This is a genomic window from Halarcobacter ebronensis, assembly GCF_013201825.1.
Classification (GTDB): Bacteria; Campylobacterota; Campylobacteria; order Campylobacterales; family Arcobacteraceae; genus Halarcobacter; species Halarcobacter ebronensis.
In genome coordinates this window covers 934,471-958,599 of sequence record NZ_CP053836.1, presented here as the reverse complement: position 1 = coordinate 958,599, position 24,129 = coordinate 934,471, and the positions used below count along the sequence as shown (strand labels likewise).

At 30.2% G+C, this 24,129-nt stretch carries 37 protein-coding genes; 4 read left to right on the top strand and 33 right to left on the bottom strand.

Annotated features, from left to right (window positions below):
* Positions 1 to 20 precede the first annotated feature (20 nt).
* Positions 21 to 1,130 (bottom strand): hypothetical protein, encoded by a 1,110-nt coding sequence (locus tag AEBR_RS04780; RefSeq protein WP_129088162.1) that lies wholly within the window; start codon positions 1,128 to 1,130, stop codon positions 21 to 23.
* Positions 1,127 to 1,792, bottom strand: coding sequence for a uracil-DNA glycosylase (locus AEBR_RS04775; protein ID WP_128981868.1), 666 nt, complete (start codon positions 1,790 to 1,792; stop codon positions 1,127 to 1,129). The genes AEBR_RS04780 and AEBR_RS04775 overlap by 4 nt, the downstream gene beginning before the upstream one ends.
* Before the next feature lie 121 nt (positions 1,793 to 1,913).
* Between AEBR_RS04775 and AEBR_RS04770 the strand changes: the two genes are divergently transcribed.
* Positions 1,914 to 2,126, top strand: a complete 213-nt coding sequence (locus AEBR_RS04770) for a hypothetical protein (protein WP_128981870.1) — start codon at positions 1,914 to 1,916, stop codon at positions 2,124 to 2,126.
* A 121-nt stretch (positions 2,127 to 2,247) separates the two neighbouring features.
* Here AEBR_RS04770 and infA read toward each other — a convergent pair whose 3' ends face one another.
* From infA to AEBR_RS04650, 24 genes are all read right to left on the bottom strand, one after another.
* Positions 2,248 to 2,466, bottom strand: a complete 219-nt coding sequence (infA, locus tag AEBR_RS04765; RefSeq protein WP_072682044.1) for a translation initiation factor IF-1 — start codon at positions 2,464 to 2,466, stop codon at positions 2,248 to 2,250.
* A 14-nt stretch (positions 2,467 to 2,480) separates the two neighbouring features.
* Complete coding sequence (map, locus tag AEBR_RS04760) at positions 2,481 to 3,245, bottom strand: type I methionyl aminopeptidase (protein WP_129088163.1); 765 nt, start codon at positions 3,243 to 3,245, stop codon at positions 2,481 to 2,483.
* Between the two features lie 4 nt (positions 3,246 to 3,249).
* Positions 3,250 to 4,512 (bottom strand): preprotein translocase subunit SecY, encoded by a 1,263-nt coding sequence (gene secY / locus AEBR_RS04755; protein WP_128981874.1) that lies wholly within the window; start codon positions 4,510 to 4,512, stop codon positions 3,250 to 3,252.
* A 2-nt stretch (positions 4,513 to 4,514) separates the two neighbouring features.
* Complete coding sequence (rplO, locus tag AEBR_RS04750) at positions 4,515 to 4,913, bottom strand: 50S ribosomal protein L15 (RefSeq protein WP_128981876.1); 399 nt, start codon at positions 4,911 to 4,913, stop codon at positions 4,515 to 4,517.
* 3 nt (positions 4,914 to 4,916) lie between these two features.
* Positions 4,917 to 5,360 (bottom strand): 30S ribosomal protein S5, encoded by a 444-nt coding sequence (rpsE, locus tag AEBR_RS04745; protein ID WP_128981879.1) that lies wholly within the window; start codon positions 5,358 to 5,360, stop codon positions 4,917 to 4,919.
* Between the two features lie 9 nt (positions 5,361 to 5,369).
* The gene (rplR, locus tag AEBR_RS04740; RefSeq protein WP_129088164.1) at positions 5,370 to 5,732 is read right to left on the bottom strand and encodes a 50S ribosomal protein L18; all 363 of its coding nucleotides are present in this window, start codon (positions 5,730 to 5,732) and stop codon (positions 5,370 to 5,372) included.
* Positions 5,733 to 5,742: 10 nt separating this feature from the next.
* Positions 5,743 to 6,279: a 50S ribosomal protein L6 gene (rplF, locus tag AEBR_RS04735; RefSeq protein WP_128981883.1), complete on the bottom strand. Its 537-nt coding sequence runs from the start codon at positions 6,277 to 6,279 to the stop codon at positions 5,743 to 5,745.
* 9 nt (positions 6,280 to 6,288) lie between these two features.
* The gene (gene rpsH, locus AEBR_RS04730; RefSeq protein WP_128981885.1) at positions 6,289 to 6,687 is read right to left on the bottom strand and encodes a 30S ribosomal protein S8; all 399 of its coding nucleotides are present in this window, start codon (positions 6,685 to 6,687) and stop codon (positions 6,289 to 6,291) included.
* Between the two features lie 13 nt (positions 6,688 to 6,700).
* Positions 6,701 to 6,886, bottom strand: coding sequence for a type Z 30S ribosomal protein S14 (locus AEBR_RS04725; protein WP_128981887.1), 186 nt, complete (start codon positions 6,884 to 6,886; stop codon positions 6,701 to 6,703).
* A complete protein-coding gene (rplE, locus tag AEBR_RS04720; RefSeq protein ID WP_129088165.1) occupies positions 6,886 to 7,434 on the bottom strand; it encodes a 50S ribosomal protein L5 in 549 nt (182 codons plus the stop codon). Before rplE ends, AEBR_RS04725 begins: the two co-directional genes overlap by 1 nt.
* 1 nt (position 7,435) lies before the next feature.
* Positions 7,436 to 7,675, bottom strand: a complete 240-nt coding sequence (gene rplX / locus AEBR_RS04715) for a 50S ribosomal protein L24 (RefSeq protein WP_128981891.1) — start codon at positions 7,673 to 7,675, stop codon at positions 7,436 to 7,438.
* On the bottom strand, positions 7,675 to 8,043 hold the full coding sequence (gene rplN / locus AEBR_RS04710; protein WP_128981892.1) for a 50S ribosomal protein L14: 369 nt from the start codon (positions 8,041 to 8,043) through the stop codon (positions 7,675 to 7,677). The genes rplX and rplN overlap by 1 nt, the downstream gene beginning before the upstream one ends.
* Positions 8,043 to 8,297, bottom strand: a complete 255-nt coding sequence (gene rpsQ / locus AEBR_RS04705) for a 30S ribosomal protein S17 (RefSeq protein WP_128981894.1) — start codon at positions 8,295 to 8,297, stop codon at positions 8,043 to 8,045. Before rpsQ ends, rplN begins: the two co-directional genes overlap by 1 nt.
* Positions 8,298 to 8,308: 11 nt before the next feature.
* Positions 8,309 to 8,500: a 50S ribosomal protein L29 gene (rpmC, locus tag AEBR_RS04700; protein WP_128982019.1), complete on the bottom strand. Its 192-nt coding sequence runs from the start codon at positions 8,498 to 8,500 to the stop codon at positions 8,309 to 8,311.
* A complete protein-coding gene (gene rplP, locus AEBR_RS04695; protein ID WP_128981896.1) occupies positions 8,487 to 8,912 on the bottom strand; it encodes a 50S ribosomal protein L16 in 426 nt (141 codons plus the stop codon). The genes rpmC and rplP overlap by 14 nt, the downstream gene beginning before the upstream one ends.
* A 2-nt stretch (positions 8,913 to 8,914) precedes the next feature.
* Entirely contained in the window at positions 8,915 to 9,616 is a 702-nt protein-coding gene (rpsC, locus tag AEBR_RS04690; RefSeq protein WP_129088166.1) for a 30S ribosomal protein S3, read from the bottom strand.
* Positions 9,616 to 9,948, bottom strand: a complete 333-nt coding sequence (rplV, locus tag AEBR_RS04685; RefSeq protein ID WP_128981900.1) for a 50S ribosomal protein L22 — start codon at positions 9,946 to 9,948, stop codon at positions 9,616 to 9,618. The genes rpsC and rplV overlap by 1 nt, the downstream gene beginning before the upstream one ends.
* A gap of 4 nt (positions 9,949 to 9,952) precedes the next feature.
* Positions 9,953 to 10,231, bottom strand: coding sequence for a 30S ribosomal protein S19 (gene rpsS, locus AEBR_RS04680; RefSeq protein ID WP_128981901.1), 279 nt, complete (start codon positions 10,229 to 10,231; stop codon positions 9,953 to 9,955).
* A gap of 9 nt (positions 10,232 to 10,240) precedes the next feature.
* The gene (rplB, locus tag AEBR_RS04675) at positions 10,241 to 11,068 is read right to left on the bottom strand and encodes a 50S ribosomal protein L2 (protein WP_129088168.1); all 828 of its coding nucleotides are present in this window, start codon (positions 11,066 to 11,068) and stop codon (positions 10,241 to 10,243) included.
* A gap of 11 nt (positions 11,069 to 11,079) precedes the next feature.
* A complete protein-coding gene (locus tag AEBR_RS04670) occupies positions 11,080 to 11,361 on the bottom strand; it encodes a 50S ribosomal protein L23 (protein ID WP_128981905.1) in 282 nt (93 codons plus the stop codon).
* A 1-nt stretch (position 11,362) separates the two neighbouring features.
* Positions 11,363 to 11,953 carry a 50S ribosomal protein L4 gene (rplD, locus tag AEBR_RS04665; RefSeq protein ID WP_128981907.1) on the bottom strand — a complete coding sequence of 197 codons (591 nt, stop codon included), beginning with the start codon at positions 11,951 to 11,953 and terminating at the stop codon, positions 11,363 to 11,365.
* Positions 11,950 to 12,525 carry a 50S ribosomal protein L3 gene (gene rplC / locus AEBR_RS04660; protein WP_128981909.1) on the bottom strand — a complete coding sequence of 192 codons (576 nt, stop codon included), beginning with the start codon at positions 12,523 to 12,525 and terminating at the stop codon, positions 11,950 to 11,952. Before rplC ends, rplD begins: the two co-directional genes overlap by 4 nt.
* Before the next feature lie 19 nt (positions 12,526 to 12,544).
* Positions 12,545 to 12,859 carry a 30S ribosomal protein S10 gene (rpsJ, locus tag AEBR_RS04655; RefSeq protein ID WP_128981911.1) on the bottom strand — a complete coding sequence of 105 codons (315 nt, stop codon included), beginning with the start codon at positions 12,857 to 12,859 and terminating at the stop codon, positions 12,545 to 12,547.
* Between the two features lie 203 nt (positions 12,860 to 13,062).
* Positions 13,063 to 13,689: a CPBP family intramembrane glutamic endopeptidase gene (locus AEBR_RS04650; RefSeq protein ID WP_129088169.1), complete on the bottom strand. Its 627-nt coding sequence runs from the start codon at positions 13,687 to 13,689 to the stop codon at positions 13,063 to 13,065.
* A 114-nt stretch (positions 13,690 to 13,803) separates the two neighbouring features.
* Between AEBR_RS04650 and AEBR_RS04645 the strand changes: the two genes are divergently transcribed.
* Positions 13,804 to 15,084, top strand: a complete 1,281-nt coding sequence (locus AEBR_RS04645; protein WP_129088170.1) for an NAD(P)/FAD-dependent oxidoreductase — start codon at positions 13,804 to 13,806, stop codon at positions 15,082 to 15,084.
* A gap of 154 nt (positions 15,085 to 15,238) precedes the next feature.
* Positions 15,239 to 15,562: a hypothetical protein gene (locus AEBR_RS04640; RefSeq protein WP_129088171.1), complete on the top strand. Its 324-nt coding sequence runs from the start codon at positions 15,239 to 15,241 to the stop codon at positions 15,560 to 15,562.
* Positions 15,563 to 15,569: 7 nt separating this feature from the next.
* On the opposite strand, the gene AEBR_RS04635 is transcribed toward AEBR_RS04640, so the two are convergent.
* Both AEBR_RS04635 and AEBR_RS04630 read right to left on the bottom strand, forming a co-directional pair.
* Positions 15,570 to 16,811: an NAD(P)/FAD-dependent oxidoreductase gene (locus AEBR_RS04635; RefSeq protein ID WP_129088172.1), complete on the bottom strand. Its 1,242-nt coding sequence runs from the start codon at positions 16,809 to 16,811 to the stop codon at positions 15,570 to 15,572.
* A gap of 88 nt (positions 16,812 to 16,899) precedes the next feature.
* Positions 16,900 to 17,364: a hypothetical protein gene (locus AEBR_RS04630; RefSeq protein WP_129088173.1), complete on the bottom strand. Its 465-nt coding sequence runs from the start codon at positions 17,362 to 17,364 to the stop codon at positions 16,900 to 16,902.
* Positions 17,365 to 17,907: 543 nt separating this feature from the next.
* Here AEBR_RS04630 and AEBR_RS04625 point away from each other — a divergent pair.
* Positions 17,908 to 18,879, top strand: coding sequence for an IS110 family RNA-guided transposase (locus AEBR_RS04625; RefSeq protein ID WP_129088458.1), 972 nt, complete (start codon positions 17,908 to 17,910; stop codon positions 18,877 to 18,879).
* Positions 18,880 to 19,361: 482 nt separating this feature from the next.
* Here AEBR_RS04625 and AEBR_RS04620 read toward each other — a convergent pair whose 3' ends face one another.
* From AEBR_RS04620 to AEBR_RS04600, 5 genes are all read right to left on the bottom strand, one after another.
* A complete protein-coding gene (locus tag AEBR_RS04620) occupies positions 19,362 to 20,273 on the bottom strand; it encodes a restriction endonuclease (RefSeq protein WP_129088304.1) in 912 nt (303 codons plus the stop codon).
* Between the two features lie 42 nt (positions 20,274 to 20,315).
* Positions 20,316 to 20,804: an HIT family protein gene (locus AEBR_RS04615; RefSeq protein WP_129088305.1), complete on the bottom strand. Its 489-nt coding sequence runs from the start codon at positions 20,802 to 20,804 to the stop codon at positions 20,316 to 20,318.
* Positions 20,805 to 20,932: 128 nt separating this feature from the next.
* Entirely contained in the window at positions 20,933 to 22,372 is a 1,440-nt protein-coding gene (locus AEBR_RS04610) for a Mur ligase family protein (protein ID WP_128981930.1), read from the bottom strand.
* Positions 22,372 to 23,091, bottom strand: a complete 720-nt coding sequence (locus AEBR_RS04605; protein WP_129088306.1) for an alpha/beta fold hydrolase — start codon at positions 23,089 to 23,091, stop codon at positions 22,372 to 22,374. The genes AEBR_RS04610 and AEBR_RS04605 overlap by 1 nt, the downstream gene beginning before the upstream one ends.
* The gene (locus AEBR_RS04600) at positions 23,092 to 24,126 is read right to left on the bottom strand and encodes a D-alanine--D-alanine ligase (RefSeq protein ID WP_129088307.1); all 1,035 of its coding nucleotides are present in this window, start codon (positions 24,124 to 24,126) and stop codon (positions 23,092 to 23,094) included.
* Positions 24,127 to 24,129: the final 3 nt, after the last annotated feature.

Here is a 24,129-nt window from a genome sequence, read left to right as displayed (position 1 = left end):
CGATTATATCCAAATACGACTTAATTTGTAAGCACTTTTTCAAACCCATAAATTGTACTTTTATATAAAGTCTCTTCATAATCGGCTTGATTATCTATAATCTTAGTTTTAATTACCAATGACTCATTTTCGTTTATTAAATAGTTTACTCCAATTAAAGTAGAATAATCTACCCATTCATAAGCTACATTTGCTCCTAAAAGATTACTATAATCTTCTATAAAACTATCAACTTTATTTATAGAACTAACCACATAGAAATTTTCTCTATCTTTTGCTTGGGTTAATTTTATTAAAAGTGGGTTATAGTTTAACTGTGTTGATAAAACTTTAGCTGGCATAACCTCATAAGCTGTTAGTTGTGTTAAGATTATTGATGTTTTTACTATTGGAGTATTTAGAACAACTGTACTACCAGCAATTCTTTCATCTTCCATAATATCTTTATATTTGTTATTTTGTCTTTCAATCTCTATTATTGCTCCAGGATTTGCAAAACTATTCTCATAGATTTTTTTTAATTTATCACCAAGATATGATTTTACATAAAACATACTATTTTTTCCACTTGATAGTTTTTGCAATAAAGCAACTTGCTTTTCATAAGAGATACCACCAAAAATAAAGTTACTATTGAAAGTCATAACTTCATTTTTATTTATCAAAGGAAAGTAAAATTTAACTCCTTGAATATCCCCCATAGTATTTAAAATATCAAAGCCATCTTTTGTAAATAGTGCTACAACTTTATCAAATCCTCTATCTTTTAAAGATTCAACTTGTGTAATAACATTCTCTCTTTTTTCATTATAGGTATCAAAAGATTCTAACTCGAATTTTGTATTATTAAATATCAAAAAAGCACTGATTGTGCTCATTGTAGACTTTGCATATCTTCCAACAACAGTTGAAGGATAAATTATTGCAATTCTTTTTGTATCGCTGCTTAGATTTGAGATAATACTCTCTTCTTGAACTTCACTCTTTTCAAAAGGATTTATATTTCTTGCATTCTCAAAACTATTTGATTGTCCCTTATTATAAGTTTTATTTGAAACTGAAACCTCTTTTTTTACAGAACATCCAATTAATAAAAAACAAGATAAAAGAATAAATAGTAAATTTTTCAATTTGACTCCAATATAGATTTGATTTTTAACATATCATGAAATGCCTCTCTTTTTAGTGATGGATTTCTTAAAAGATAACTTACACTAAAAGTTGGTAACACAACAAAACTCTTAAAATTAATTATTTTACCCCTAACTTGATTAAAAGGGGTTTTATCTGCACTTAGATAGCTATAAACTTTTTCTCCTAAAGCTACAACCAATTTAGGATTGACTAACTCTATTTCTTTGTATAAATATGAGCTACAACTACTAAAATGAGATGCATTCATTCCATCTTTACTTTTACATTTAACTAAACTTGTAATATATATATCCTCTTTTTTTAAAGGTAGAACATTTTCAATCATTTTTGCTAATTGCTCTCCGTTTTTACCAACAAAATGACTCTTTAGTTCATCTTCTGTTGCTGTTGGTTCGTCAGAAATAAACATCAATGATGCATTTTTATTCCCTTCTCCAAAAAGAACATTTTTTCTTGATTTTGACAACTCACACAAATAACAATTGTTTACCAATGTTTTTAACTCATCAAGACTGTTTGGTAAGTTGTTTGAGTTTAATTCATTATTATAAAATTCTATTTGTTCGTGATAGTCACATCCAATTGACTTTAAAAAATTTAGATGATGTAAAATCTCTCTTTTAACTGCTTTTGTCATACGAAATTGTACAAAAAAACTACTTTTGGAATAATTTGTTCCAATAATTTGTACATTACTATAATTTTATATTGACATATGTACAAATTATTGATACAATCATCAACACAAAAGGAAAAGAATGAGTTATCCGAGTTTTAGAAAGTTGGAAAAAGATTTAGAGGTTAATAAAACAACTTTACACAATTGGAAAAAAAATAGACCAAAACTTTATGAGTTTATTATTGAGTCATATAGAGATAAAGAGTTATTAAAACAGCATCTAAATTTTATGATTGAACAAAAAAAACATATTGAAAATGAGATTGATTTAACAAAAAATAGAGCTATGTGAAAAATAGACCTATGAAGTTTATGATTAGTTACTTTTTAAAAGCGCGAATAGCTAATTTATAGGCTTCATAGGTCTATTTACTTTAAAAAAGAATAAAGGATAATATAGCTTGATATTATCCCTATTTATATCTGTGAGTAATTCTACCCTTATCTAGTGAATATGGTGTAATTTCAACTTTTACTTTATCACCAGGTAATATTTTTATGTAGTGCATTCTCATTTTTCCTGAGATATGACATAAAACTACATGTCCATTATCTAATTCTACTCTGAACATAGCATTTGGTAAAGCTTCAATAACTTTACCATCAATTACTATTACATCATCCTTTGCCACATTTTCTCCTAGGTTTACTCTTCTACTTGACTTAAAATAACTGCTTTTCCATTAACAACAGCAACTGTATGCTCATAATGACTTCCTCTTAATCCATCTTCAGAGACAACATCCCAATCATTTTCTAAGATAATTGGTTCTCTTTTTTTCTGACAAATCATAGGTTCTATACAAAATACCATTCCATTTTTAATTTTTGGACCTGATTTTGCATTTCCTGACTCCAAATAGTTTGGAATCTCTGGCTCACCATGAGGTTTTTTACCAATACCATGACCACAAAATCTAACTAAAGGTTGATAACCTCTATCTACGATAAATTTTTCAATCATTGAAGATAACTCTTTAAATCTCATTCCCTCTTCTATAATATCGATTGCATAATATAAGGCATCTTTAGAACAAGCAATTAGATCTTCATCCTCTTTTGATATTTTCCCTATAGGCATAGTAATTGCTGCATCACCATACCATCCATCAATTTCAGTACCTATATCAAGCCCTAAAATATCACCCTCTTTTAAAACTTTTTCATCTGGAATTCCGTGAATAATAACTTCATTTAGTGAAGTACAAACTCCTGCTGGGAAACCATATAGACCTTTAAAAGCAGGTCTAGCCCCAAGGCTTGCAATAAAATCTTCACCCATTTGGTTAACTTCTAAAAGAGTCATTCCAGCTTTTACATTTTTTTCAAGATATTTTAGAGTCTTCGCAACTGCAACGGATGCAGTGCGAAGTTTTTCAATTTCATTAGGTTTTCTTAAAGGAATAGCCATAATTTTATAGTCCAACCGCACTTAGAGTTTGATATTTATTCATATACTGTTGAGCCTCTATTTTTCTCATTGTATCAATAGCAACTTGAACAACGATAAGAACAGCAACTCCACCAAAATAGAATGGAACTCCCATAGCTTTTACTAAAAGCCAAGGCACAGTTGAGATAAGACCAAGATATACAGCTCCCCAAAGAGTAAGTTTACTTGCAACTTCATTTAAGAACCCAGCTGTTGATTCTCCTGGTCGTACACCTGGAATAAATCCACCTTGTTTCTTTAAGTTCTCAGAAATATCTTTTGCGTTAAATGTAATTGATGCATAAAAGAATGCAAAGAAAACTACAAATAAAAACATTAAGATATTAAATGTATATGAAGTTGGACTAATAAAGTCTGCAATAGCTAACATAAATTTGTTTTGGCTTCCTTGCAATACTGTTGCAGGGAACATTAAAATTGCACTTGCAAAAATTGCAGGAATAACTCCTGATAGGTTTACTTTTATTGGAATATAGTTCATAACTCTTCTGTTTTGATTTTGCATCATAACTTTTCTTGAGTATGAAACAGGAACTCTTCTTTCACCTAATTCAACATAGATAATTGCTCCAACAGTTGCTAAAACAATAACTAAAATTGCAATTACAGTTAAAAAGTTCATTTGTCCATTATTAACTAAATCTATAGTACCACCAATAGCTCCTGGAATTGCTGAAACGATACCTGCAAAGATAATAAGCGAAATACCATTACCTATACCTCTTTGTGTGATTTGTTCACCAATCCACATTAAAAGCATAGTTCCTGTAAGCATTGAAATTGAAGATACTGCAACAAATGTATTCATATCTATAGAAATTGCACTTTGTCCACTTTGTCCAGTTAATGAGTTAAGACCCATTGATACACCAATAGATTGAATAAGAGTAATTACAATAGTTGTATATCTGATGATTTGCATATATTTTTGCATCCCATCTCTCTCTTTTTTCATTTTACCAAGTGCTGGGAAAGTTGCGGCAAGTAGCTCCATAATAATTGAAGCTGTAATGTAAGGCATAATACCTAGTGATATAATAGACAGTCTTGACACTGCATTACCACTAAACATATTCACAAGACCTAATGCATTGTTTGCATTTGAATCAAAAAATTCTTTTACTACGTCAATATTAACTCCAGGAACTGGCACATAAGCCAGTAACCTATAGAGTAAAATAAAACCTAATGTAAGAAGAATCTTATTTATTAGATCTTTATTCATAATCAATTTCCAGTAGTTGTTACGTTTTCGTCTTTAATCTTAGATACTAAATCTTTTGCAGATGCACCAACTAATTTAACTTTTGTAACACTTTTAGAAAGTTTGTATACAGTTTTAATTGTTTCAACTGTAATTTCATTTAGTTCAGCAACGCTTTTTACTTTATCTACATTAAGTGAATATGGTTTTACTACTCTAGAGAAAAAACCAACTTTTGGAAGTCTTTTTTGTAATGGTTGTTGACCACCCTCAAAACCTCTTTTGATTTTGTATCCAGATCTAGCTTTTTGACCTTTGTTTCCTTTACCGGCAGTTTTACCAGTTCCAGAACCTTGTCCTCTACCTATTCTCTTAACATTTTTTGTACTACCTTCTGCTGGTTGTAAATTTTCTAATGCCATCAATTATCCTTTAATTCTTGCTAATGCTTCAACTGTAGCTTGTACAAGGTTGTTTGGATTATTTGAACCTAAAGATTTTGCAATAATATCTTTAACTCCAGAAAGTTCTAGTACTGGTCTTGCAGCACCTCCTGCTATAAGCCCTGTACCTTCTGATGCTGGTTTTAATAAAATTTTACTTGAATTATATTTATGTTCAATATCATGAGCAATAGTAGTACCATGAATATTAACTTTTACTAAAGATTTAAATGCATCATCTAAAGCTTTTTTAATTGCATCAGGAACCTCTTTAGCTTTTCCTGTACCAAATCCAACTGTACCGTTTTTATCTCCAACAACAACTAAAGCTGTAAATCTGAATCTTCTACCACCTTTTACAACTTTTGTTACTCTTCCGATTTTAACGATTGCTTCTTGAAAATCTTCTCTATTTACTGCTGCCATCATTAACCCTTATAATTTAATACCATTATCTCTAAGTGCATCAGCAAAACTTGCTATTACACCATGATAAAGGTATCCATTTCTATCAAATACTACTGTTTCAATTCCAGCAGCTTTTAAGTTCTCTGCAAACTGTGCTGCAACTTTAACTGCATTAGCTTTGTTAACATTTAGACCTAAAGCTTTAGAGTTTACTGCTACTAATGTAACACCTGCAACATCATCAATTGCTTGTGCACTTAAGTATCTATTTGATTTGAAAATAGTTACTCTAGGTGATTGCGCAGTACCTTTAGCTATACTTCCTCTAACTCTCTTCTTTCTGATTGCTCTTAAAGAGTTTTTCTTTAATATATCTTTTGCTCTACTCATACTTCACACCTTATTTCTTAGCAGTTTTACCAGCTTTTCTGATGATTTTCTCATCAGTATATTTAACACCTTTACCTTTATATGGTTCAGGAGCTCTAAAGCCTCTAATAATTGCTGCAGCTTGACCAACTTGTTGTTTGTCAGCACCTTTTACACTAATAATGTTTTTTTCAACAGTAACTTCTAAACCTTCTGGAATATCATAGTTGATTGGGTGTGAATAACCTAATTGTAGTTCTAAGATTTTTCCTTTTACTGCTGCTCTGTAACCAACACCGTTGATTTCTAAAGATTTTGAGAAACCTTCAGATAGTCCAGTTACCGCATTGTTAATTAATGCTCTGTATGTTCCCCAGAAAGCTGATGATTCTTTTGTTTCACCAATTCTTTCTAAAACAACATTACCGTTATCAATTTTAACTTCAACTCTTCCGTGTGTTTCAACAGGAATAGCTTTGTTTCCTTTTTTAACTGTTACGATTGTACCATCAACTGCAACTTCTACACCTGATGGAATTGCGATAGGTTTTTTTCCAATTCTAGACATTACACTCTCCTACCATACAGTACATAGAACTTCACCACCAACATTAGCAGCGAAAGCTTCATCATTTGCAATTACACCTTTGTTTGTAGAAACAATGATTGTACCATATCCATTTTTGAAAGTTTTAATTTCAGAAGCGTTTTTATAAACTCTTCTTCCTGGAGTTGAAACTCTTTTTAATTCGTTGATTACAGATCTTTCGTTATCATCATATTTTAATGTAACTTGGATTGTTTTCTTATTTTTTTCACCATCAACTTCTTTGAATCCTTCGATGTACCCTTTCTTCTCAAGTACACTTAAAATTCCAACTACTGTATTAGAATGTAATAATGTTGCAACTTCTAATTTTCTCATTGCAGCATTTCTAATTCTAGTTAAAGCATCTGCGATTATATCATTCATCATAGCTTTTATTCTCCTACCAACTAGATTTTTTAACGCCAGGAAGTAATCCCTCGTTAGCCATTTTTCTTAAACAAAGTCTACAAAGACCGAAATCTTTGTATACAGAGTGCGGTCTACCACAAACAGAACATCTTGTATATGCTCTTGTAGAGAACTTAGGAGTTCTCTTTTGTTTAGCAATCATTGATTTCTTTGCCATTACGCTCTTCCTTTAGTAAATGGAACTCCAACAAGCTCTAATAATCTGTATGCTTCTTGATCATTATCAGCAGATGTTGAAATTGAAATGTTCATACCATGAGTTTTAATAATATTATCATATACAACTTCTGGGAACATTAATTGCTCATCTAAACCAAAGTTGAAGTTACCTCTACCATCAAAACCGTTTCTGTTTAAACCTCTAAAGTCTTTTACTCTTGGAAGTGCAATTGAACATAACTTATCTAAAAAGTTATACATATTTTCACCTCTTAAAGTAACTTTTACACCTACAGGCATACCTTCTCTTACTTTAAAACCAGCAACTGATTTTTTAGCAATAACTTTTACTGCTCTTTGTCCAGCGATTAAAGAGATAGTATCTTCAATGTTTTGCATTAATTTACTATCTTTCATAGCTTCACCAGCACCAACAGAAATAACTACTTTTTCTAATTTAGCAGTTAATGTTTTATTTTTAGGAAACTCAGACTCTAAAGCTGGCTTGATTTCTGCATTATATCTTTCAAATAGTCTTGCTGCCATCTTACTCACCTTCTACTTTTGCTACATTAGAGATGTTAATTGGCATCTCTTTATTTACAAAACCACCATTTGGGTTTTTCTCTTGATCTGGTTTAACTGTCTTTTTAGCCACTTTACAATCTTTAACGATTACTTGACCTTTTGAAGGGAAAACAGCTAAAACTTCACCAGTTTTACCTTTGTCGTCTCCAGCAATAATTTTTACAGTATCACCTTTTTTAATCTTCAATTTAGCAGCCATTATAATACCTCCGGAGCAAGTGAAACAATTTTCATAAAACCTGCGTATCTAACTTCTCTAGCTACAGGTCCAAAAATCCTTGTACCAATTGGTTCTCTTTTAGCATCTAGGATTACTGCAGCATTGTCATCGAATCTAATTAAAGATCCGTTTTCTCTTTGAACTTCTTTGTGTGTTCTTACAACTACAGCTTTAACAACAGCACCTTTTTTAACTTTACCAGTTGGTAAAGCTTTTTTAACTGAAGCAACAATAACGTCACCTACAGATGCATATCTTCTTTTAGAACCACCTAAAACTTTAATACACATGATCTCTTTAGCACCAGTGTTATCAGCTACATTTAATCTAGTAAAACTTTGAATCATTATTTAACTCCTGTAGCTACTATTGTCTTTAATCTGAAAGATTTAGTTTTTGATAAAGGTCTACACTCAATAGCAATTACTGTGTCACCTTCATTTAACTCATTTTTTTCATCATGAACTAAATACTTTTTAAATCTTTTAACTGTTTTGTGGTATTTAGGGTGTAAAACTTGTCTAGTAACTAATACAGATGCTGTTTTGTCACCAGCTTTTTTAACCACTACACCTTGAATCTCTCTTTTATGTGAACTCATACTTTGGATCCTTAGTTAGCTTTTGCTGCAGTAATAGCTGTTTGAATTCTAGCGATGTCTTTTTTGCACGCTCTTAATTCAGAAGTATTAGTTAACTGCATAGTTTTTAGCTTAGCTTTTAATTCAAAAAGTAGCACCTTTTTCTCTTTTAATAACTCATTTAGCTCTTGTAAGCTTTTCTCATTTAAATCAGAATAAATCATTTTCACTTTCTCTACTTACAATTTTAGTTTTGAATGGTAACTTATGTTGTGCTAATGATAGAGCCTCTTTTGCTAAATCTTCAGACACACCAGCCATTTCGAAGCAAACTCTTCCTGGTTTGATATTCATAACCCATTTATCGATTGCACCTTTACCTTTACCCATTCTTGTTTCAAGTGGTTTAGCAGTAAGTGGTTTATCTGGGAATACCATAATCCATACTTTAGCAGCTCTTTTTACTTTTCTTGTCATAGCAATTCTGGCAGCTTCGATTTGTCTTGAATCAATTCTTCCATGCTCTAAAGCTTTAATACCATATTCACCGTAAGCTAAAGAGTTACCTCTTTGTGCTTTACCTCTGTTTCTACCTTTTTGGTATTTTCTGTATTTCATTCTTTTAGGCATTAACATGATTATTTACCTCTTCTTTTACTTGGTCTTCTTTTTGCAGGTTTAGACTCAACTTCTTTCTCAGTTGGAATACCTTTAGCAAGTACTTCACCTTTGAAAATCCAAACTTTAATACCAATACAACCATAAGTTGTATGAGCTTCAGCAAAACCATAATCAATTCTTGCTCTTAAAGTATGTAAAGGAACTCTTCCCTCTAAATACCACTCAGTTCTAGCCATCTCAGCACCACCAAGTCTTCCAGAAACAGAAACTTTGATACCTTTTGCACCAGATTTTAGAGCATTTTGCATAACTCTTTTCATAGCTCTTCTAAATGCTACCCTTCTCTCTAATTGTTGAGCAACATTTTCAGCAGAAAGTTGAGCAGAAAGTTGTGGTTTTCTCTCTTCTTTAATATTAACTGCAATCTCTTTTCCAACTAATTTTGAAAGAGAGTTTTTAAGTTTTTCAACATCAGCACCTTTTTTACCAATGATAATACCAGGTCTTGCTGCTACTATAGTTACTCTAACTTTTTTAGCTGTTCTTTCAACAACAGTTTGAGCAACACCAGCATAGTAAAGTTCTTTTTTTACAAATTTTCTGATTTTATCATCTTCAGCTACATTTGCAGGCATATTAGAGAATTTAGGAAACCATCTTGATTCCCAGTTTCTATTGATACCTAATCTTAAACCTATTGGATTAACTTTTTGACCCATTACTTGTCTCCTTTTTCAGCAGCCGCTACTTCAATCATAATGTGTGCAGTTGGTCTATTTTTTGGTGATGCACTTCCTCTTGCTCTTGGAGTAAATCTCTTAAGAACAGGACCTTTGTCAACTCTAGCAGATGTAATAACCGCGTCTTGTGGTTCTAATCCTGCGTTTGCTACAGCTGAAGCGATTACTTTTGAAATAATTCCAGCAGCTTTGTTAGGAGTAAACTCTAATGATGCAATAGCATACTCAGCATTCATACCTTGCACTTCTCTTGCAATAAGTCTTGCTTTAATTGGAGAAAGTCTAATAAATTTTAATATTGCTTTTCCCATACTATCATCCTACCTTTTTTTGTACAGAGCCTTTATGCCCTTTAAATGTTCTAGTTGGAGCAAATTCACCTAATTTATATCCAACGTGGTTTTCTGTAACTAATACAGGTACAAAGTTTCTACCATTGTGCACATTAAATGTTAAACCAATCATTTCAGGTAGAATCATAGATCTTCTTGACCACGTTTTAATTGGTTTTTTATCGTTAGCTTCATTAGCTTTAATAACTTTTTTTATTAAGTGTGCGTCTACAAATGGACCTTTTTTTATTGATCTTGCCATCTTAAACCCTTACTTCTTTCTTCTTGAAATGATTAATTTGTCACTAGCTTTTTTCTTTCTAGTTTTATAACCTTTAGTTGGCATACCCCAAGGAGTAACTGGATGTCTTCCTGAGTTAGTTTTACCTTCACCTCCACCGTGTGGGTGATCAACTGGGTTCATTGCAGAACCTCTTGTTTGAGGTCTAATACCAAGGTGTCTAGTTCTACCAGCTTTACCTACTACCATGTTTGAGAAATCTTCGTTTCCAACAACACCAATTGTTGCTATACAAACACCAAGAATTTTTCTCATTTCACCAGAAGGTAATCTTAAGATAACATATTTGTCTTCTCTACCCATGATTTGAGCATATGCACCAGCAGATCTTGCAAATTGTGCACCTTTACCTGGTTTAAGTTCAATATTGTGAACCATTGTACCAACAGGGATATTCATAAGTCTCATTGCGTTACCTGGTAAAATATCAAGACCAGATTCAGCAGCTTGTACTTTATCTCCAACTTTTAAACCAGTTGGTTGAATAATATATCTTTTATCACCATCTAGGTAACTAACTAAACAAATTCTACAGTTTCTGTATGGATCGTACTCAACAGTAGTTACTGTACCTTCAACTCCAAATTTATCTCTTTTGAAATCAATAATTCTATATAATTTTTTAGCACCTGCTTCTTTGTGTCTTGAAGTGATTCTACCGTAATTATTTCTACCAGCTTTAGCATTTAGTTTTACTAATAAAGATCTAACAGTTGGTTTAGAAGTAATATCAGAAGTGTCCATTACAGACATAAATCTTCTTGCAGGAGTTATTGGTCTAAATTTTTTAATTGCCATCTATAATCTCCTTAAGCTGATAGGTTCGCTATTTCAGCGCCCTCTGGTAATGTAACATAGAATTTTTTGAAATCTGGTCTTTTACCAGGTCTTCCTCTAAATCTTTTTACTTTACCATCTTGTCTTAAAGAGTTAATTTTTGATGGAGTTACTCCAAAATACTCTTTAAATACTTCTTTTAAACCGTTTTTAGTCATTTTAGGACTTGTTTGAACAACGATTACACCATTTTCTTGAAGCTCGATTGTCTTTTCTGTATATAATATTGCTTTAATATCTGTAATATCTGCCATCTTACGCCTCTTTTGTTAATGATTCAAGTACTTCTTTTTCAACAAGTACTGAGTGATATGCAGAAATTAAATATGCATTAATTTCTTGTTTTTCAATCATATAACAATTTTTAATGTTTCTAAACGCTAAGTATGTTTTCTCTTCAATTGAGTTAACAATTAAAAGAGTATCTCTTTGGTTTAATCCGTTAATAATTGAAACCGCATCTTTAGTTTTACCAGATTCAACTTTGATTGAATCAGCTACAAATAAAGAACCTCTTTCAGCGTGAGCATTAATAGCAAAATTAAGTGCTAAAGCTTTTTGCTTTTTATTGATTTTTTGATTGTAGTTTCTTTTTGTAGGTCCAAAAATTTGTCCCCCACCAACAAATAGTGGTGATCTTTTAGAACCCCATCTAGCTGCACCAGAACCTTTTTGAGCTTTAGGTTTTTTACCACCACCGCTTACTTCAGATTTGTTTTTAACTCTAGCAGTATTTGCTCTTTGAGCAGCTAAGTATGATTTTACATAAAGGTATAAATTGTGTGAGTTAATGTCTTTGAATGACTCTGGTAACTCGTTTGTTTTAACTACTACTGCGTTACTCATTTAGCAATCCTTACTCTTCCTAATCTACCATTTGGTCCAGATACTGAACCTTTAACAACTAATATACCAGTCTCTGCATCAAATGAAACAATATCATTTTTAACAGTTACATTTGTATTTCCGTAGTGACCTGGCATTTTTCTACCTGGTTGTACTCTTCCTGGCCATTCACAGTTACCAATAGAACCAGTTCTTCTACCCATTCTATGTCCGTGAGATGCTCTACCACCAGCAAAATTCCATCTTTTAACTGCACCAGAGAAACCTCTACCTTTTGTTTTAAAAGTAGTTTTTAAAACTTTTGCTTCAGCTAAAACAGATAGATCTAAATCACCAGCTTCACTGTTAGCAACATCTAATGTTGCAAATCTATTAAACTCTTTGCTTAAACCATATTTTTTTTGTTGACCTTCAATAGCTTTGTTAAATTTTTTACCATCGCTATATGAAACAAGTGCTACACCCTCATTAACATCACATACTTTTGTATCAAGAACTTTTAAAAGTGTAACAGGAGTTGCAGGAACAGATATAGTTCTACTCATACCGATTTTTTCTACGATAAATTCCATCTTTACTTACCCTTTCTTTTTATTCTTGACCCATTGATCTAACTTCAACATCAACTTCAGGAGCTAAGTCAAGTTTCATTAATGAATCAACTGTATCAGGAGTTGCCGCAATGATATCAATCATTCTAGTGTGAACTCTGATCTCAAATTGCTCTCTTGAATCTTTGTTTACGTGAGGACCTTTAATAACTGTGTACTTTCTAATTTTTGTTGGAAGAGGAATTGGACCTCTCAACTCAGCACCAGTTCTTTTAACAGCTTCAACAATTGAAGCAACACTTCTGTCTAAAACTCTATGATCGTAAGCTTTAAGCTTTAATCTAATTTTTTCCATGTTTTTCCTTTAAAGAACTCGTTAGATGTGCCCAAAAAAGCACTCTAACCACATTTAGTGGGCGCGTATTATAATTAATTTTCTATTAAATGTCAATAGTTATGGTATTTCTTAGCTTTTTTTATATAATTTCTTTCCTTTTTTAAAGGACAACTTGAGATTATTTGAAACTAATTTAAGTTAAATAAAAGATTTGAAGCTTTTTAGTGTACTGCTCCATGATAAAAAAAATCACCTAATCCAATGGTAAAGATAAAATCCCCATATAGTGCATGTTCAATACATACCAAAGTAAACGATTTACTATTTAAGTATGTTCTCATAAATATAATTCCTCCAACAAAACTAAAAATTACAGCTATATAGTTTGCAAAAATAATATGTATAAAACCAAATACAAGTGCATTTAGCAAAATAAGTGCTTGAGGCATAAATATCTGTTTATACCTAAAAAGAAAAAACTTTCTAAATATGAGTTCTTGTGGGATTACTGAAAGAATTGGATATAAAAACATTATAAGAATATAGGTATAAGGTTTTTTCTCAATAAAACTAAATAGCCTCTCTTCAAAAAAAATATATGTAAAAATAGAGAGCAAAAAAGCAATAATAATAAATCTTTTAAATACCTCTTTTAACTCATCATATTCAATCCTATCAAAAGCGAAACTTGAAATATCATCTTTTAAAATAAAAAGTACATAAAAAGAGAGAACCCAAAGAGTTGGTACAATTAAAGTAATTGGTATATACCTAAAGAAAAAAAGAAGAGGAAGGGCAATAAAAATAAACAAAAACTCATTTACACTATAAAAATATCTCTTACTCAAAAGTTGCCTTTGTATAATCTAGTTGATTATAATATATAAATATGGTAACAATTTGGTTAATTATTTATAAAAAATTTTCAGCTTAAAAAACTTAGATTTTGCTATACTTGAAAAATGGAAAATTTAAAACTTAACTCATATTATGATGTAATTATTGTTGGTTCTGGTCCATCTGGACTTGGTGCTGCATTTAAAATAGCAGAAAATTCAAAAAAGAGTGTACTTTTAATAGAGAAAAAGAAGATTAGCTCAGGAGGCTTACGAAACGACTGCAAACAAAACTACACTTATCCTGTTGGATTTCCTTTGGAACATTGGGAAAAAGATGAGGCACAAAAGCTTTTAGTGGAAGTTGCAAATCATTTGAAACCCAAAATGGAGACTAGACTAAATATTGATAAATATGTAAACAGAGCAAAAAAACTTGATGTTGATATTTTAGCAATTGATCAAGCACATGTGGGAACAGATAAATCTTCTGCACTTATAAACTCTCTTATAGAACAATTAAAAAATCTTGGAGTAACTGTTGCACTTGAAACAGAAGTTAAAGAGTTACATGAAACTAAAAAAGAGATTAGATTAAGTAATGATTTCAAAATTGAATTCAATGATATTATTTTAGGACCTGGAAGGGCTGATTATGATTGGATGCAAGCTCAAATGGATAGAATCGGTGTAAAATACAGTGATAATATTGTAGATATTGGAATTAGAGTTGAGATGAAAGAGGAAAACTATCCAATAGTAAAAGATTATTATGACCCCAAAATACTTTTCCCAAATAAAGTTAGAACTTTTTGTACAAACTCTGGATGTGCTCATATAGTAAGGGAAAAATATAAAGGTTATTACTCTGTAAATGGACACTCACTTTCAAGAGATAAAAAACCAAACAATCTTGTAAACTTTGCCATGCTTAAAACTATTAGATTAACCCAACCTGTAGTTAGCGGTCAACAGTTTGGAAAGATATTAGGTGAAATGGTTATGCAGCTAAGTGGCGGTTCTGTTATTATGCAGCGGGTTGGAGATTTTAGATTGGGTCAAAGAAGTAAAAAAGAGACTTTTAATGATGACCTTTATGATTTTAAACCAACTCTCTCAAATGCAATTGCAGCAGATTTAAGCCTTAGTATGCCTGCAAAAATTTTAAGAGATATTTGGAGTGCATTAAAAAAACTTGACTCTATTGTGCCAGGAGTTCTTCATCCTTCAACTATTCTTTATTATCCAGAGATAAAAACCTACTCAAATAAACCACAATTTTTAAATAAAAACTTTATGGTAAAAGAGGGTTATTATATCATTGGAGATGGTGCAGGTACAAGTAGAGGAATAACTGCTGCTTGGGCTTCAGGAATTAAAGCTGCAAAGAGTATATTAGAGAAATAGATTTAAAATCTCTAATATACTTCTCTTTCGTCACATAAAATGTCACAATTTCGCGAAATTTTTTAACAAAAAACTAAAATAAATTCACTCTTTAACAATAGATTTAATATTAAGCTATAAAATATGGATATTTGAAGAAGGGTGTAAAATAGAGATGAGAAGAAAGATAGAACAATTTTTTTATGAATTAGAGAATGAAAATGATATGACTTTAAATAGGGTTTTAAGTTGGGGATTTTTCTTTAGTGATGATAATGTCAATCTTCTAAAAAAAGCAAAAGAACTATTAGCTTCAAATGATTTTAGTAAAATAGAAGTCTTTTATGATAATGGAACATATCATTTATGTTTAGAAGAGATAACAAAACATGATATAGAGTCCTTATGTCAAAGATGCAATAACTTTAAAAAATTTGCAAAAGAGTTAAAAATTGAACATTTTAATGGTTTTGATGTAGAAGAACCTTGCTTAGCCTAAGCAACTTCTATTGATAAAAACCAGAAAAAAGAAGAATATCATCACTATGGGCATTTTTCTTATCATTTACAATCAAATCAGTTAATATTGTTCCAATTGCCGGAGCAAAAGTCATTCCAAGCCATCCAAGTCCCATACCATATGTTAGGTTTTTAATCTCATCATCTCTACCAATAAGTGGTATATCATTGGGAGTTAGTGGTCTAAATCCTGTCCAGTATATTTCATTTTTCATCTCAAAAGGCAAATTATATTCAAAAAAGTTTTTCTTTATACTCTCAATTTGTTTTTTAACAACCTTTGCATCACTGCTTCCAATCTCTAATTTTGAAGTAAATCTTACATTATCTCTTCTTGGTGTCATCACAACAAAAAGATCATTAAAAATTGTAGAGGTTTTAGGTTTAAACTTCTCTTCCATCTCAAAAGTTATACTATAACCTTTTGCAGGTGTCATCATCAAATCTCTTCCACACTTTTGAGCTAAAAGGGTTTGATATCCTGTAGAGATTACATAGTGCTCTGCTTCATAGATATTTTTTGAAGAGACCAGATGTTTTACTTCATTGTTTTCAACTCTTATTGAGTTTATTTTTTCATTTAAGATAAACTCAACACCTGCTTTCTCAAGATGATTTTTTAGTTCAAGCATCACTCTTTTTGAATCAAAATAAGCATTTTTCTTAAAAAGTATTGCCCCTTTTATTTTAGATGTAGCACTTGGAAGATACTCAAGAAGTTCATCTTTATTTAATATTTTAAATCTTTGTTCATCTACATAGTTATATTTTTGAAGTCTTTGTTTATAACTCTCTTCTTCTGTAAAAACAGAGAGCATCCCATCTCTATGATAATCAAAGTCTAAACTATCTTCACTAATCATTTTTTCATATAGTTGAAGAGAGATCTCTCCATATTTTTCAAAAAGCATCATTGTCTTTTTTGTTCTTTTTTCATTTGCACTTAAAATGAATCTTGCAAGCCATCTGTAAACTTTTAAATCAAAGCTTGGATGTATGATAGCTGGAGATTGTCCCTTTAACATAAGTTTTAAGGTATTTAAGACAACCCCTGGATAACTTAAAGGTGTTTTATCAAAAGCAGATAATAATCCAGCATTTCCAAAAGAGGTAGAGTCTGTAATAGAGTTTTCATCTATAACAGTTACTTTTTTACCAGATTTTTGTAAATAGTAAGCAGTACAAAGACCAACGATACCACCACCAATTATGATTATATCTCTTTTCATTCTTTATCCTTTTAAGAATAATTTATAATACAACAATCTTTTCTATGGAAATAAAAAAGTTTGTATATAATTTATATATATTCTATTATTATTTTCTTATTTTCTGCTCTAAAATCTTTACTATCAAAGGAAAGATTTTAAAAGAGTTTATATCTGAAACCTCTTTTAGTGTCACTTCCTTTGAACACTTCTTTATACTATTTTTTTCAAAAACAGTATTTAACTCTTCAAAACTTATATTAAAGAGGATACAAATCTCTTCTAAGGTTTTGTTTTCCACTAAATCAATTAGTAGATCCATATCATTATCTAAAGTTACCTTTTCATTTGTAAAAATGTGAATAAACTCATTTAAAAGTTTTTTTACTTTTTTTCTTTTTGTATAAAAGTGAAGTAAAGATAAAATTATCAAAAGAATCCCTGCAACTTTGTGGATTACTAATGTGCTATTATCTATTTGTCCATAAAGGAAAAGATATCCTGTGTAGGTTAACATTATTAAAAATATTGTTATAAAGAGTATTAAAAAGTTTTTATAGATTACTTCTAGCATATTTATTCTTTTTTTATTTTTGAAATGTAAGTATATCATCTGTTGTTTAGAGTTTAGTAAAGTTTAGGGTTTTGTTAATCTTTTATAAAGTTTTTATCTTATTTAAAACTTCTCTTGCACTCTTTTGCAGAGTGTTTACAATCTTTTGTACCAAAAGATTCATCTCTCTTGCTCTCTCTTTGAGAGTAGCGCTTACAACCTTTTTGTTGAAAAAGGTTGCGCCAAAAGCAACCAAACAGTTGTTAAAGCTATCCTTGAATAGTAATAAAATTTTTTAACCTGCGGAACTTATATAATACATTTAAGGGAATATGATAATATATTTCCTTAGAGTTTGAAAGATAATATATCGGTGCGGAACTAAAGCAATTATAAAAAATAATTAGCTTGATGGCGAGTTTGATAGTTATACTTTAAATTTGAGTGGCAACAAGAACAGCATTGCTAGTTCGTATTTTATAAGTCTAAATTTGGTGTAACAATTATCAGGTAGGAGAAATCCTACCCTAACGAACTCTTTATCCTAAAATAAAGGTTCTAGAAATGTATTCTATCGGATTAGATATTAGTAAGTCAACAATCAATGTGTATGTTCCATATAATGATTTAGATTTGATTATTGAGAATAATCTAAAATCAATAAAAAGTTTATATTCTAAATTAAAAAAATATTATAAAAAAGAACTGGATAAATTAGTGTTTGTTTATGAACCAACTTCTAATTACTCTTTTTTATTAAAATCTTTTTGTGCAAATCAAAATATAAAAAGTTTTATTGTCAATCCTAAAAAAAGTGCAAGCTTTGCGAAAGTAATCGGACATAGAAATAAAACAGATATAAAAGATGCTAGATTACTTTCTAAGATGATTGTAACAGCTAAAAATGAAGATATTAAAGTACCTATAATTAATTCGGTTGAAGAAGAGTTAAAAGAATTAATAGCCTGTTATAAACTTATTATTAAACAACAAGTAATAGCCAAAAATCATATTGCAGCTTTAAAAGCAAAAAGAGAAAAGAGCTATTCAATTAAAGAGTTAGAATCACAGTATCAATTTTTAAAAAAGCAAGAATTAAAACTTATTAAACAAATTAAATCTATGATAAAAAAAGATGAGAAACTCCAAGAAGCATTTAAAAATATTCAAACAATTGATGGTATAGGAGAAATATCTGCAATAGTATTATTATCACATTTCACACAATATCCAAATGCCAATCAAAAACAAATAGTATCCCTAGCAGGATTAGATCCAATAGAAAAGAGTTCAGGAAGTTCAGTTAAAGGTAAGACTAAAATATCAAAAGCAGGTTCAAAAATATGTAGAGGTACTTTGTTTATGCCAGCAATGACATCTGTACGACATAATGAAAGATTAAAAAGTTTTTATGATAGGTTAAAAGAGAATGGGAAACACACAACAGTTATACAAGTTGCAATTATGCGAAAATTATTAATTATTGCTCATTCAATTTATAAAAATAATGAAGTCTATGAGCCAAATAGGATTTAATTCTTTTAATGATTATATTTATGTTTTTTTAAGGTGGCAACTCGTCGAAAAAGTGCATTTAGCACTTTTCTCTCCTCAAACAGTTTCGACTTTTTTTCACTTTAAATCATAAAAATCTCGGCTTTAACAAAGTCTGGACTATCCTAGCCACCAACTTTTGCAAAATATTTAAACTTTCATTCTTCTTCCCAACATCTGCAACTGCCGAAAAGATAAGAAAATATTTATGGTATGCGTGAGGACTGTTTGACTGACTAAAAGATATTGAATATACCTTTTATGAAGGAGTTCCGCAACGCAATAAATATTTTTCTATTTTTGAGGGGATTTGCGTAGCAAACAGTGAAGCCGTTGGTGGCTTTTTACATTACTTTTTTCCACAAAAAAGTGATAGAAGCGCAACTCTTTGCAAAAGAGTGCAAGAGAAGTTGTGCCCATGCAAATAGGTACAAGAAAAAAGACTAAAAGCTTTATCTTAAAAATTATCTATTTATTTCTTTTTTGATTTCTTCGATATACAAGTTAACATTTTTTGTCCAATTATAGTTAACATTTCTTCTCATTTCCATGTCAAAGCTATCAATATCAATTAATTCAAGTCTTTTTGATTTAAAAGCTTCCTCTCTTGCATCTTTTGTAAAATAAGAAGTGGTAACTAATACACATTTTGTTGCTATTTCTCGAGACAAAATTCCTAATAAACTTCTAATCAATCTAACACCAATATTTTTTTTAATATACCTTTTACACTCTATATATATTTTTTCTTGTTCTCTAAAATTATCTTTTTTTGCCAAAATATCATAACCACCATCACGAGTCCTTTGAGTAATAAATATTTGATATTCTTTCTTTTTATATAAATATGCAGTTAATAATTCAAAATCTCTAGGACTAATATCTTCTAAAATATTTTGTACTGGTAGTCTATGATTCATGTATTTAGCTTCTATTATTGATATTGCATCAAATAATCCCATTGCCCTTCCCTCAGGAAGAAATTGCACATGTGCCATAGAATAAGCTCTTAAAACATTAATTGCCATATCTGGATGATTTGGTAATAAATCAAATATCCATTCAATTGAAATCCATGGTTTTGAAAATAGTAAGTTTTTAATAAATACATAATTTTTAATATATTTATCTATTTCTTCATCATCTAATCCAAATATCCATTCTTCAAGTTGGGCATCACTACCAAGAGACATATTTTCTACAATAAGAAATTTTCTTAATAAAAATTTTATTTCTGAATCACTACGATTGTCAATTGAATTTATATATTCATGAAAATGCTCATCTGACATAAACTGATAATCTATTACATCAAAATCTTTTTCACTATTTTTTATAATTTTAAGCCATTTTTCTAAAGATATATTATTAGACATACAATTTTACCTTATATTATAATTAGTATAAATTTTATTATTCTAAATAAAGTATTTAGAAGCCTCAGCCTTGAGCTTCAAAAAAATCTCCTCAAAATCAGCAGGATAAACCCTCATCCCACCAATAGAACTTATAAAATTTGTATCACCTAACCATCTAGGCATTGCATGGTAATGAACATGTTGAGCTATTCCAGCACCTGCTGCTTTACCCAAATTCATACCAATATTTACACCTTCACAATTCATAGTATCTTTTAGTAAACAAACTGCTTGTCTAATTCTTACACTCATTCTATCCCAAATTTCAGCTTCTAGCTCTTCTATTTTATCTGTGTGAAAATGTGGTATTACCATTAGATGACCGGGAGAGTATGGAAACTTATTCATTACCACATAACAAAACTCATCATGGAAAAGTACATGATGTTTCTTTTCATCTAAATGTTTTGAAATATGGCAAAAGATACACCCTTCTATCTTCTCTTCTGTAACATAAGAGTATCTCCAAGGTGCGTATAGGTGTTCCATTTTTTGACTCCTTAAAAACTGTCCCAGTTTTGAAGGGACCTTATCTTTCTTCTACTTTTAGCAGGATTTTGTAAAAAAATCCTTAAAGTAGCAAATCCTATTTCATTTAATTTTATTTAAGTCATAGCTTAAATAAAATTAGGTGCATCATTTGCAAAAAGGATTAAATCTCCAGCTTGCGTTTTTGTTGCCAATGTATTTTCTAATTCACTTTTATCTTTTAATACAAAAAGTTTTTCATTATCAATATTTGAGCTTAAAAGTTGTGCATTTAGACTTCCTGTTATTATTGCATAATCAAACTTCTCATTAATCTCATTTGCCAAAAGAATATTAGCTTCAGAAGTTGACTCTACAAGTCCTGGAGTTACTATAACTTTTCTTCCCTCATGATGAGAGCAAATATGTATTGCTTCAAGCATTCCTTCAAGATTTCCATTAAAACTATCATCAATAATAATTTTACCACCTGCTTCTATCTTTTGAAGTCTATGTTCAACTTGAGGTAAGTTACTTAATGCCATTTTTATCTCATCTATGCTCATTCCAAGCTCATGGGCAACAAGAATAACAGCTGTTAAATTTATGGCATTAAAGCTTCCTAAGATTGGTGCACTAAAATGTTCTTGTTTCCCATTTATTACAATATCAAACCAGATTCCATCAAGATTTGACATTGTTACATGAAGATTCTCAGGAAACTTTACAATAGTCTCATAGTCTTTAATAGGTACTGATTCATGAACAAACCCTTTTATCATCTTTGGAGAGGTTAAAATCTCCATTTTTGTATGAATAATATTATCTAAGGTTTTAAAGTATTCTATATGCTGTTCTCCCACACTTCCTAAAACACAATACTCTGGTTCTAAAAAAGAGGTTATCTCTTCAATATCTCCACTTTGTCTAGCTCCAGCTTCTGCTATATAAATCTGTGTATCTAAAGGTAAATCTCTATTTACATCTAAAACTATACCACCAATAGTGTTTACTGATCTTGGAGTTTTATAGACTTTGAATTTCTTTTTTAATACATGGTATAGATAATTTTTAATTGAAGTTTTTCCATATGAAGCTGTAATTGCAATAGTTTTCAAAGAAGGAATTGTTGCTAGTCTATCTTTTGCTTTTCTCTTAAAAGCCATAAAAAGTATCTTCTCTAAAATATATGAGATAGTATATGAAAGGATTAAAGGGATAAATAAGATTGCTGAAGAGTTGCATTTTTGACTTGCCAAACATAAAGATATCATTGCAAAAGTAACAAAAAGCAAAATTAATAAAAATCTTTTTACACGCCCTGTCAAAACCAAAGGTCTATCTAGTTTTTTATTCCATAAAACAAAACTTGTCATAAAAACAAGATAAAAATATATTGCAAAATATAAACTATCTAAAATATGAAACAAAACAATTGGAGCTACAAAATAAGTAATATGCCATTGCCATTTGTGGTGTTTTAAAATTACTCTCTCAAGTCTATAGTTATACCATTGTAAGTTGGTTATTAAATACCAACCCAAAGACATTATCAAGACTATATGAGTGAATATATATAGATACTCCATTATTTAATTCCCTTTTCTATTTTTGAAGATATATTTTGTGCATATTTTAGAAAAAAGTAATGTCCATCTTTATAAGAGTCAAAGCTACTATTTTTTATCAATGAATGGATCTCTTTCCCAGCACTTAAAGAGGTAGCACTATCCTCTTCTCCCCAAAAAATCATACCATTTTTTTCATAAGAGATAAAATGAGCACTAAAATCCTCATTAACTACGTTTTTAAAAGTGCCATACATATTTTCACTCATTTTTTCAACATCTTTACTTCTAAAAGCTTTTGTAAGTTTTCCTAAACCTAATGATTTAAGAAGTTTTGCTAAAAAGATTTTAACTTTTACTTTTAGTGGTTTTTCTTCTAAAATACCTGCTGTGCTAAGAAGTATTAGATTATCTGGATTAAGTAAAGTTGCAACTTTTCCCCCAAAAGAGTGACCTGCAATTGCAACTACCTCAAAATTTAAAATCTCTAAAAAAGTTTTAACAATCTTGGCATACTCTTTTGTGTTTAAAGTGTATTCATTTGAACTTTTTCCAAACCCAGGCATATCAAGATAGATATGTTTAAACTCTTTTAAAAAAGGAGAAAAAGCTTGTTTCATAATCTCTTTATTTGAACCCCAACCGTGTAAAAATAGTATACATTTCTCTTGATTTGGGTTTAATATCTCATAAGAGATATCAAACTCTTTATTATCTATTTTTATACTCTTTAATGCCAACTATTTTCCTTTGGCACTTTGGATTTTATTTACATATTCGTATGTAATATTTATTTTTTTTGTTTTTGGAAGATTATTTGATAAAGAGGTTAAAGTTGAATTAAAATCACTGAAAAGATAGTTTGCCATAGAGCCAGGAATTGGGTTTATCTCATTTAAATAAACTTCATCTTCTAAAACAAAAAAATCACATCTAATCAATGAACCTTCAAAGATATTGTTATAAATCTTTTTAAAAGAGTCTTTGATTTTCTCTTCCATTTGTGTAGAGATATCAGCTTTTAAAGCTGTTGAAGTTCTTGCAAAATCTAAATATTTTTTATCAAAATCCAAAAATTCAGCTTTTTGTGGTTCCTCAATAATAGAAAATTTAAACTCTCCATTTATTTTGCAACCTGCTAGATTGTACTCTTTTATTCCAGCAATAAATGGTTCAATAATAATTGCTTCATCAAATTCAAAAGCAACATCAAGGGCATATTCTAATTCCTCTTTTGATTTTACAATTGAAACTCCTATTGAACTTCCCAATGTTGTTGGTTTTACTATTACTGGAAAATTTGATACTTCTATTTGATTATCTTTTGTATAATATTTATAATCAATTGTTTTTATATCACAACTATAAGCATAACCTTTTGTTAAAAACTTATTAATACTAACAGAACAAGCACTTTTTCTAGGTCCAATATAAGGAAGATTATATAACTCAAACATAGAAGAAAATAGTCCATCTTCCCCATCAGCGCCATGGGCAAGATTTAAATAAACATCAACATCTAAACTTTTTTGAGATAAAAGCCCTTTTTTTACAAAAGATCCCTTTTGTAAAGTTAAAGAGTCACATTTTTTATACTCCCCACTGCTAAAAAGTTTTGATTTTATTGTATTTGTTGGGATATGAAAAAAATCTCTATTTTGGTCACAAAAAATATATATTAACTCCTCTTTTAAAACATCTTTCATTGCAATAGCTGATACTATTGAGATCTCATGTTCATATGATTGACCACCAAAAACTATTCCTATTTTCACTAT

Coding starts and splice junctions, on each gene's coding strand:
- AEBR_RS04775 (WP_128981868.1), bottom strand. CDS start 1,792: ATGACAAAAGCAGTTAAAAGAGAGATTTTACATCATCTAAATTTTTTA.
- AEBR_RS04770 (WP_128981870.1), top strand. CDS start 1,914: ATGAGTTATCCGAGTTTTAGAAAGTTGGAAAAAGATTTAGAGGTTAAT.
- map (WP_129088163.1), bottom strand. CDS start 3,245: ATGGCTATTCCTTTAAGAAAACCTAATGAAATTGAAAAACTTCGCACT.
- secY (WP_128981874.1), bottom strand. CDS start 4,512: ATGAATAAAGATCTAATAAATAAGATTCTTCTTACATTAGGTTTTATT.
- rplO (WP_128981876.1), bottom strand. CDS start 4,913: ATGGCATTAGAAAATTTACAACCAGCAGAAGGTAGTACAAAAAATGTT.
- rpsE (WP_128981879.1), bottom strand. CDS start 5,360: ATGGCAGCAGTAAATAGAGAAGATTTTCAAGAAGCAATCGTTAAAATC.
- rplR (WP_129088164.1), bottom strand. CDS start 5,732: ATGAGTAGAGCAAAAGATATATTAAAGAAAAACTCTTTAAGAGCAATC.
- rplF (WP_128981883.1), bottom strand. CDS start 6,279: ATGTCTAGAATTGGAAAAAAACCTATCGCAATTCCATCAGGTGTAGAA.
- rpsH (WP_128981885.1), bottom strand. CDS start 6,687: ATGATGAATGATATAATCGCAGATGCTTTAACTAGAATTAGAAATGCT.
- AEBR_RS04725 (WP_128981887.1), bottom strand. CDS start 6,886: ATGGCAAAGAAATCAATGATTGCTAAACAAAAGAGAACTCCTAAGTTC.
- rplE (WP_129088165.1), bottom strand. CDS start 7,434: ATGGCAGCAAGACTATTTGAAAGATATAATGCAGAAATCAAGCCAGCT.
- rplX (WP_128981891.1), bottom strand. CDS start 7,675: ATGGCTGCTAAATTGAAGATTAAAAAAGGTGATACTGTAAAAATTATT.
- rplN (WP_128981892.1), bottom strand. CDS start 8,043: ATGATTCAAAGTTTTACTAGATTAAATGTAGCTGATAACACTGGTGCT.
- rpsQ (WP_128981894.1), bottom strand. CDS start 8,297: ATGAGTTCACATAAAAGAGAGATTCAAGGTGTAGTGGTTAAAAAAGCT.
- rpmC (WP_128982019.1), bottom strand. CDS start 8,500: ATGATTTATTCTGATTTAAATGAGAAAAGCTTACAAGAGCTAAATGAG.
- rplP (WP_128981896.1), bottom strand. CDS start 8,912: ATGTTAATGCCTAAAAGAATGAAATACAGAAAATACCAAAAAGGTAGA.
- rpsC (WP_129088166.1), bottom strand. CDS start 9,616: ATGGGTCAAAAAGTTAATCCAATAGGTTTAAGATTAGGTATCAATAGA.
- rplV (WP_128981900.1), bottom strand. CDS start 9,948: ATGGGAAAAGCAATATTAAAATTTATTAGACTTTCTCCAATTAAAGCA.
- rpsS (WP_128981901.1), bottom strand. CDS start 10,231: ATGGCAAGATCAATAAAAAAAGGTCCATTTGTAGACGCACACTTAATA.
- rplB (WP_129088168.1), bottom strand. CDS start 11,068: ATGGCAATTAAAAAATTTAGACCAATAACTCCTGCAAGAAGATTTATG.
- AEBR_RS04670 (WP_128981905.1), bottom strand. CDS start 11,361: ATGGCAGATATTACAGATATTAAAGCAATATTATATACAGAAAAGACA.
- rplD (WP_128981907.1), bottom strand. CDS start 11,953: ATGAGTAACGCAGTAGTAGTTAAAACAAACGAGTTACCAGAGTCATTC.
- rplC (WP_128981909.1), bottom strand. CDS start 12,525: ATGGAATTTATCGTAGAAAAAATCGGTATGAGTAGAACTATATCTGTT.
- rpsJ (WP_128981911.1), bottom strand. CDS start 12,859: ATGGAAAAAATTAGATTAAAGCTTAAAGCTTACGATCATAGAGTTTTA.
- AEBR_RS04645 (WP_129088170.1), top strand. CDS start 13,804: ATGGAAAATTTAAAACTTAACTCATATTATGATGTAATTATTGTTGGT.
- AEBR_RS04640 (WP_129088171.1), top strand. CDS start 15,239: ATGAGAAGAAAGATAGAACAATTTTTTTATGAATTAGAGAATGAAAAT.
- AEBR_RS04635 (WP_129088172.1), bottom strand. CDS start 16,811: ATGAAAAGAGATATAATCATAATTGGTGGTGGTATCGTTGGTCTTTGT.
- AEBR_RS04630 (WP_129088173.1), bottom strand. CDS start 17,364: ATGCTAGAAGTAATCTATAAAAACTTTTTAATACTCTTTATAACAATA.
- AEBR_RS04625 (WP_129088458.1), top strand. CDS start 17,908: ATGTATTCTATCGGATTAGATATTAGTAAGTCAACAATCAATGTGTAT.
- AEBR_RS04620 (WP_129088304.1), bottom strand. CDS start 20,273: ATGTCTAATAATATATCTTTAGAAAAATGGCTTAAAATTATAAAAAAT.
- AEBR_RS04615 (WP_129088305.1), bottom strand. CDS start 20,804: ATGGAACACCTATACGCACCTTGGAGATACTCTTATGTTACAGAAGAG.
- AEBR_RS04610 (WP_128981930.1), bottom strand. CDS start 22,372: ATGGAGTATCTATATATATTCACTCATATAGTCTTGATAATGTCTTTG.